General features: G+C 69.3%; 3 protein-coding genes and 1 pseudogene. 1 reads left to right on the top strand and 3 read right to left on the bottom strand.

The window, feature by feature from the left end; genetic code table 11:
• Positions 1-59 precede the first annotated feature (59 nt).
• The 3 genes from ACFWHU_RS38355 to ACFWHU_RS38345 form a co-directional block, all read right to left on the bottom strand.
• Positions 60-875: a ParA family protein gene (locus ACFWHU_RS38355; RefSeq protein WP_387230967.1), complete on the bottom strand. Its 816-nt coding sequence runs from the start codon at positions 873-875 to the stop codon at positions 60-62.
• 241 nt (positions 876-1116) lie between these two features.
• A complete protein-coding gene (locus tag ACFWHU_RS38350) occupies positions 1117-2286 on the bottom strand; it encodes an RICIN domain-containing protein (protein ID WP_387230965.1) in 1170 nt (389 codons plus the stop codon).
• Between the two features lie 183 nt (positions 2287-2469).
• A complete protein-coding gene (locus ACFWHU_RS38345; RefSeq protein WP_387230963.1) occupies positions 2470-3522 on the bottom strand; it encodes an NlpC/P60 family protein in 1053 nt (350 codons plus the stop codon).
• A gap of 444 nt (positions 3523-3966) precedes the next feature.
• Between ACFWHU_RS38345 and ACFWHU_RS38340 the strand changes: the two are divergent.
• Positions 3967-5583 (top strand): annotated as a pseudogene (locus tag ACFWHU_RS38340) (hypothetical protein); the annotation flags it as partial.

Genomic DNA, 5583 nt, shown 5'->3' with positions numbered 1-5583 from the left:
CAGCGGCTGTCGCTGCGCCACGGGTGAGGTGGCGGGGACGACGGGGCGCTCGCGGCGGGTCATGCGGTGATCTCTTTCCAGAGGCGGGCGGCGGTGGCGTCGAAAGCGGCGCGGGCCTCGGTGGCGCGGGAGCCCATCGCGGACAGCGGCAGGGCGGAGTCCGCGGCGTCCTTGACGACGGACCGGGCGGGGATCGGGTCCCACACGCGGTCCGGGCCGAAGATGCCGGGCAGGGTGCTGAGGTGGTGGGCGTGCGCCCCGAGCCGGGTGTCGACCATGGACGGCACGGCTGCCAGGAACTCCAGCTCCGGGTTGGCCAGCTCGGCGAGGTTCGCGGGGTCGACCATGAAGTCCCGGAAGCGGGTGGCGCCCTCGACTCCGTCGTACTCCGGCTCGACCAGGGTGATACCCCAGTCCGCGGCCGCGAGCACGAGCTGGGTGAGGTGGCCCAGAGACGGCGGGCAGTCCATCAGCGTCACGTCGTACTCGTCGTCCACCCCCTCGAGCGCGCGGCGCAGCCGCTGGCGGGCGTGCATGACCGCGGCCTCGCTGATCCGGTTCTCCAGATCGAACCGGCTCGGGATCACATCGATCCGCAGCGCGTAGACGCCCTCCCAGTCGCACGGCACGATCGCGTCGGCCGCCGCCCCGGGCTCCCCGGACCTGACGACCTCGCTCGCGGTCACGGTCGGACTGTCCGGCCGGAAAGGCCGGCCAAGCCGACGCGAGGCGTTCGCCTGCGGATCGCAGTCCACGACCAGGACCCGGCGCCCGGCCTCGGCGAGCGACGCGGCCAGATTGATCGTCGTGCCGGTCTTGCCCACCCCGCCCTTGTTGTTGCCCAGGGCGACCCGCCTCCTGCGGCGCTGCGCCATACGACACCTCCTCATCCGGTCTCCGGAAGTACCGGAGTCTGTAACTCCGGGAGTCTGGCACCTGACCGGCGGACCGCCAGCCCCGGCACGCCGTAGCGGCCTGACCGTACGAATGCCGTACGCGGCTCGTGGAATCCGCACCACAGATCCGACCGCAGCGGCCCAGCAACCCGAAACGGGACACAGTGCCTGTTTCTGAACCCCGTAACAGCAGGTCAAGGGCCGTCAGCGCGACGGGTTCTCAGGCTGGGGTGAAGGAGAACTGTTGGTCGCTGGTTCCGGTGCACTGGGCTTGGATCGCTTCGGCGCCGCTGGTGCGGGGAGTCTGGATGCTGATGCACATGCCGCTGTCCATGGGGCGTAGCCGGTAGCCGCTGCCGGAGGGCTCCAGGCGGTACCGCTGGCCGAGTGCGCTGGTGCATTCGCCCGGGGACAGTAGCTCTGAGCCCTCGGTCGGAGCTTCGTCGACGCCGAGGCAGCCTTCGTTTCCGGACACCAGGTTCTTCCACTGGATGCGGTAGATCTGGTTGCCGAGGGATTCCAGTGAGACCTGCGGCTGGGGGGCCTCGGTGCAGGGGAGCTGCACGGCGATTTCACGCTCGGTACGGCCGTTGCGCTCCCGGCCTTCGGTAATGCACAGGCCCGGTGAGTTCGCAGGGTGCATCGTCACCCGGCCGGCCTTGGGCATACCTGGGGAGTTGGTGGCCTTGGCCGGGGGCCGGCTGGGCTGAGCAGTGGATACGTCGTCGTTCTGTTCGGACCCGGCGTTCACGGGCGGGTCTTTCTGTTCCTCGCCGGGTGCGGACGCCTTCGGCGACGCGCGGGCGGACGGAGAGAGCGAGGCCGCGGGCGTGGTGTCCCTGGGACCGGCGGTGGTGCGGGGTCCGTCGCTCGGCCGTGTGGTGACGGGCTTCTTCCCGCCGTCGGGCCAGTAAACGAGCAGAAGAACTCCTGCGGCGGCGCAGGCACCGGCGGCTGCCATCGGCAGGTGGCGGTTGAATCTTCGGCGGCCGGGCTTTGCGGGTGGCAGCGGTGTGGGAGGCGCGGTTGCGCCTATCGAAGCCTCGTTCGGGGGTTCTTCGGAGGCGCTGGTGCCCGAGCCCGTGTCGGCGACGGTGCCGGATGCGGGATCCGGTTCGGGATCCGGTCTTGGCTCTCCGCCGCCCCAGTCCGGGACCGCGGGCTCCTTTATGGCCATCGCCAGCCGGCGGCGGGCTTCCAGCCACGTGTCGACGGTGGCGGCATCGCCGCCGCACGCCCGGACGAAGGCGGTCAGGAGTTCCTCGCGGGGAAGGTCCTCCCGTGCCAGCACCCCGGAGACCGTGGCGCGCGGCAGTGCCTCACCCACGTCGCTCGCTCTGCGTTCCAGCTGCCGGTAGCTGAGATCGGCCCAGCCGCGTAACTGCCGCATCGAATGAACGAATTCCGCCGGTGTACGCGCGGCCTCCGGATCTGGCCCTGTCCCTGTCCCCACGTGTCTCCCCCTGTCGCTCCCATGCCCGAAGGACACTAGTGCGAAAGGGAACTGGACGAGAATCCGACGGCTGGTGGTGGCGAAAAGCGGTCCGGTGGTTCGAGGCGGCCCTGGTTTTGGTCACGGTGTGATGTGGCGGTAGCTGTCGACACCGGACGGGTTGGGGAGCGGTGCGGTGGTGACGGTTTTGCCCTTGCCGGGGGCGTGGATGACCTTGCCGTCCCCGATGTAGAGCTGCACGTGCCCGCCGTTGTTGCTGATGATCAGATCACCCGGAACCAGGTTGTCCCGGGTGGTGGTCTTGCCGGCGTTCACCTGGCCCCAGGTGGTACGCGGGAGTTGCACCCCGGCCTTCTCCCAGGCGCGCATCACCAGACCTGAGCAGTCGAAGCCGTTGGGGCCGGTGCCACCCCAGACGTAGGGCTTGCCGAGCTGCGCCCGCGCGAACGCGACAACCGCCTTCGCTTTCGCCCCCGACGTCGGCGCCTCCTTCTTGGGCTTGTCCGGCTTCGGCGTCGTCTTCTTCGGAGGGTCGTTCTTGGGCGGGTCGTTGTGGGGCAGGTCCGTCTCGGCCGGGTCCACTTCGCCCGGTTCCATGTCCTCCGGGTCCAGCTCCAGCCGGTCCACCCCGACAGTCCCCATCTGCGACCGCGCGGAGTCCGGTTCGGCAGGGACGCGCAACGTGTTCCCGGCGTAGATGAGTGTCGAGGTGCCGAGATCGTTCAGCTCCTGGAGGGCCTTGACGCTCGTGCCGTGAGCGCCGGCCAGGGCGTAGAGCGTGTCACCGGGGATCAGAGTGACCTTCTCGACGGCCGCGGTGCCGGACCCGGCCGTGCCGTCCGGCGTCTTCGGCGTCTCCCGCACGGGCTTGGGCATTTCCGGCCCGTGCGGTATCTGCGGCGCGGGAGCGGGTGTCGGGGTCGGCCGGACCTCCGTGGACGACGAGTCCGAGGACGGGCCGTGCACCGCCAGCAGCACCCCGCACACCAGGGAGAGCACGAACATCACCACCAGCAGGGCCGCCGACCACACCCGGTCCCTGCGTTTGGTACGCGCCGTGTTCTGCGGCTTGCGGTGCGACATCGGCTTCTTCGCCTGAACCTGTGCCTGCGCCGTCCGCGGCTTGTGCTGCGCAGCCTGCCGCGGCGGCCTGAGCATCGTCTGCTGCGCCATCACAACCTCCCTCTCGGGCCGCGACCTCCGCAGCTCCGAGACGAGGCTGTATCGCCGTCGAGGTGTCCCGCCAGATCCTCAGGCGTCCCGGACAGTCCGGGACCGTCCAGGCATCCCCAACACGCCCCCGCCGGACCGTCCGACCACCCCCGTACACGTGCCCTGACCTGCACGGACAGTCCCGGACTGTCCCGGACGCCGCAATCCATTGCCCGCAGGACCGACGGTCCGCAACGCTTTTGCCACCGCCCCGTGCGTGGCCGCCGACGCTCCGATGACCCGGCCCCGTGCCAGTGCCGGATCGCGGAACACACCCCAGCAGACGACAGGAGAACCGTCATGAGCGTTGCCTTACACGCCCCCAGTTCCCTCCGGCGCGGCGTCACCGCCCCGCCGGGGGAACGTGCATCCAGCCGCTGGCCCATGCTCCTGCGGATGGCGCTCGTGGCCCTGATCGCGGCAGTGGGCTTCATCCTGGCCGGGCCCGTCACAGAAGCCTCGGCCGCGCCACCGCCGCCGAGCCCCACCGCGGGTGTCCCCGACGACGAACCCGCCCGTCCCGGCTTCGTGAGCAGGGCACAGTGGCAGATCTACCAGGCCCTGAGCGCCGAGACCCTCGACCGTCATGACCCGCACTTCAAGAAGAAGCTCGCCATACAGGTCACGGTCAAACAGATCATCGACCTGACGGGAACGGGCCCCACCAGCCTCTCGTTGGCACAGGCGGAGCTTCTTATCAAAGCCGGCGAGCAGTATCACCGGCTTTCTCAGGGGACTCTGGAGGGGACGAAGAAGCAGGTCACCAAGACCGGGGACGAAATCCATGCCTTGAAGCAAGAGGTGAAAAACGCCAAAACACCGGCCGAGCGCGAGCGCGCGGAGAAGAAACTGCAGAAGAAGCAGCGGCAGTACAAGTCCGTGGCCGCCCAGCTCCGGGCACTCAAGGAGACGCTGCCGCCCGACACAAAGACCCAGATCAAGGAGCTTGACGCCGATATCAACAAGCTCCAGAACAAGATCCGCGATCTGGAGCAGAAGGCGAAGAAACACCGTCTGCCCGGCAGCCGCCAGCAGGTACTGGACAAGATCCCCGAGCTCCGCGAACAGCTCGAACGGGCCCGGACCGAGCGGGACCGGCTTGGGGGCGGACCGGACGACGGCACAAGCGGCACGCGCCCGGCCACCCCCGGTCCGAAAACCCCCCCTACCAACCCGGGGACCGGCGCTGCTAAGCCCCTCCCCACCGGGCCGGCAACCGGCGGCACCAAGACCTCGACGGGACCGGCGACCGGCCGACCCGACCTGACCGGACCCATCAGGCCCGGGGCGAAACCGCCGCGTGGCACCGGCGGCTGGGAGGCCGTCGGAGAGGTACTCGGCCAGGCAGTCACGGAGCGGAAGAACAGCGAACACCAAGAGCTGCTGGAGAAGGCACGGCAGGACCCAGCTCTGCGCGCACGCATCATCGACGAAAACCGCACCTTCGCGGACGACAACACGTGGGAAGAACTCGGACGTCCCTTCACCGGACCGGAGTTCACGCCCGGCGAGCTGGATGCCGTCGGCCCCACGCTGACCGAGCTGCAAAAAACGCTCGATACCACCCAGGCGAAGGCCGCCGAGTCGAACGCGGACCCGCTCTACCAGCAGGCCCGCGTCGACTGTGGCGGCTACGACACCTGCGTCACCGAACGGACCGCCAAGCTCCGCGACCAAGCCGCGATGGCTGTCGCCGAGTCGACGAAGAAGGCGACCGAGTCGAACGCGGACCCGCTCTACCAGCAGGCCCGCGTGGACTGTGGCGGCTACGACACCTGCGTCACCGAACGCGTGGACAAGCTCCGCGACCAGGCCGCAGACGAGAAGGAAGCTGCGGAGAAGAAGGCCAGGGCTGTCGCCGAGTCGACGAAGAAGGCGACCGAGTCGAACGCGGACCCGCTCTACCAGCAGGCCCGCGTGGACTGCGGCGGTTACGACACCTGCGTCACCGAACGGACCGCCAAGCTTCGGACCCAGGCCGCAGACGAGAAGCAAGAGGCCGCCAAGAACAAGGAAGTCGAG

Origin of the sequence: Streptomyces sp. NPDC060366, from assembly GCF_042725135.1 — a bacterium.
Classification (GTDB): Bacteria; Actinomycetota; Actinomycetes; order Streptomycetales; family Streptomycetaceae; genus Streptomyces.
This window is presented reverse-complemented; position numbering and strand designations above follow the sequence as displayed.